Raw genomic sequence first — 2,245 nt, 5'->3', positions numbered from 1 at the left:
CTTTAATTTGGGCAATTGCTTCAGTATATTCTGGTGGATAAGTCTGCTCTCTGGGGAATGGGACACTTGCAGCATCTAGATCCGCATTGTTGACCAAAAGCCTTTCACCGTCAGCAAAAGTGACAATCTGCTGCCAATGGTTTGGAGCCGAAGCCTCAATCACTCCCGAATCCCCATACCTTGGGTGTGATTGTGATGAAACGGTCACAATCAGCCATTCAAGCGAGAAATTGTTTTTAAACGCTCAAATACAGTCTGAATAAGGAAAAAAACAAGTATTTTGCGAAAAAGCTTAATTTTGCTTAAGCAAGCTCTATCGTAAATCTACTGAGACTGCTATAGTCAGTCTGGAATCCCGTTCTGTACATTTGTAGCTTTATATAGACACTACACGAACCATTATGCAGATTAGTATTACAGACGACCTCAAGAAACGCTTTCATGCTGCTTGTGCTTTGCGGGGGTTGAAGATGAGTCATGTTGTAGTGGAGATGATTGAGCTATGGCTGACAGCTAATGAGGTGCAATTGTCTTCTCAGGTTTCGAGTGTAAAGCATTAAATCAAAAGGTAGCAAAGCTTGAAGTGAGGATGGCAACGATAGAAGCATTGGTAAAAGTCAGCTAATTCGAGAGTAGTTGAGAAATCTTATGTCAGCATAAATCTCTACATAGAAACCCCAAAAAGAATTTTATATCAAAATTTGGCAATATGAAAATTGAAATCCAAGGGCAAGATGCATTACAAGCTACGGAAGAACTCTTGAAAATTGAAGGACTCTCAGGAAGCTATGAGACTGTTAAAGAAAAAGAGAAGGAAGCCTTCACTCTAGCCACAATTATCTCAATTGTTGGAATGACAAGTGGGATATTGAACATTGCAGAGAAGCTTTTCCAGTGGAAGGAGAAGTACCAAAAATCCAAGCAAGACACAAATGGGGCAAAAATTGAGAAGGTTTTGATTGTTACTGCTGATGGTCGTCGATTACTGCTCAAGGACACAACAACATTAGAGCAAATCCAAGCGATTCTGGAGAAATCTAAGTAATGAAAATTCTCCACATTAGTTTGACCATGCAAGGCAATAAAAATGTTTCTTTGCGCTATTTTTGGGACAACGCTTCTAACTACAAGGAACACAAACTGCCTTTGGCGGAAATCAATGGGTTAAGTGATAAAGCAGACACCGACTACTATACCCATCTGCCTGTTGATTATTCTATCACTGGACAAGCACTCTACAACTGGCTAGATAAATCTGATCGCTTTCTAGCAAATGCCTTAAATCAGCCTCGTCAGCAAGAGTTAGTTATAGCAATTGCCACAGACAAGGGACTGGCTCATCTGCCTTGGGAACTGTTGCATGATGGTGAGGATTTCTTAGTCAAAAAAAGACCGTCGATTATTCCAGTACGGTGGGTCTCTAAGGGGCAGCAAAAAGCGATTGAGTTACTAAAATCTCCTGACGCTAACTCCCCACAAAATCGTCCCCTTAATTTGTTGTTTATGGCAAGTTCCCCCCAAGGATTTAAATCTGAATTAGGTGAATTAGACTATGAAGCAGAAGAAGCAGAAATATTAAAGGCAACAGGACGCACTCCGGTAGATTTGAGAGTAGAAGAGAGTGGTTGGTTAAAAGAATTAGAATATGTGGTTAAGGAATATCAAAATGATCTTGATGTTTTTCATTTAACAGGTCATGCAACTCATCAAAATGGAAACCCTTGTTTCCTCACAGAAAACGAATATGGTGATTGCGTTTATAGTAATAGTGGAAATATTTATGATACTGTTAGATCCTCTTTTCCCTCTTTAATTTTCCTCTGTGGTTGTCGTACAGGCCATTCTTCTGATGGTGTAGTCCCCTCGATGGCAGAAGAGTTATTGAACATGGGTGCGACTGCGGTTTTAGGTTGGGGTGAAAAAGTCCGTGATACTGAGGCTTCTGCCGCATCAAGTAAATTTTATGGGGAATTGTCTCAGGGAATAAGCATTACCCAAGCATTATCTTCAACCTACCAAGCCTTAATTGAGAAAGGAGCAAGAGATTGGCATAAATTAAGATTCTATATAGCAGCAACACTACCCCAATCATTAGTAACTCCCTCAAGAACTCCGAGACGTAGACAATTGCCTAAACCGTCTAATGAAGTGGAGTTCAGAGATGATGAAAAACGTTTAAGGGTAGCAACAAGAGAAAACTTTGTTGGTCGTCGCCGTCAATTACAAAACTGTTTACGAACTCTGA

At 40.3% G+C, this 2,245-nt stretch carries 3 protein-coding genes and 1 pseudogene; 3 read left to right on the top strand and 1 reads right to left on the bottom strand.

Going from position 1 to position 2,245, the window contains the following annotated elements:
* A pseudogene (locus tag VB740_RS36475) lies at positions 1–208 on the bottom strand (hypothetical protein); the annotation flags it as partial.
* A gap of 193 nt (positions 209–401) precedes the next feature.
* Here VB740_RS36475 and VB740_RS36470 point away from each other — a divergent pair.
* The 3 genes from VB740_RS36470 to VB740_RS36460 all read left to right on the top strand — a co-directional run.
* On the top strand, positions 402–560 hold the full coding sequence (locus tag VB740_RS36470) for a plasmid partition protein ParG (RefSeq protein WP_323204675.1): 159 nt from the start codon (positions 402–404) through the stop codon (positions 558–560).
* A gap of 149 nt (positions 561–709) precedes the next feature.
* Complete coding sequence (locus VB740_RS36465) at positions 710–1,045, top strand: hypothetical protein (protein ID WP_323204674.1); 336 nt, start codon at positions 710–712, stop codon at positions 1,043–1,045.
* The coding region (locus VB740_RS36460) for a CHAT domain-containing protein (protein WP_323204673.1) at positions 1,045–2,245 on the top strand (1,201 nt) is incomplete at its 3' end. The genes VB740_RS36465 and VB740_RS36460, both read left to right, overlap by 1 nt.

The sequence above is a fragment of the Nostoc sp. UHCC 0251 genome (assembly GCF_034932245.1).
GTDB lineage: Bacteria > Cyanobacteriota > Cyanobacteriia > Cyanobacteriales > Nostocaceae > Nostoc.
Note: the sequence above shows the minus strand (reverse complement) of the source record. Positions and strands in the feature narration are given on the sequence as shown.

Coding starts and splice junctions, on each gene's coding strand:
- VB740_RS36470 (WP_323204675.1), top strand. CDS start 402: ATGCAGATTAGTATTACAGACGACCTCAAGAAACGCTTTCATGCTGCT.
- VB740_RS36465 (WP_323204674.1), top strand. CDS start 710: ATGAAAATTGAAATCCAAGGGCAAGATGCATTACAAGCTACGGAAGAA.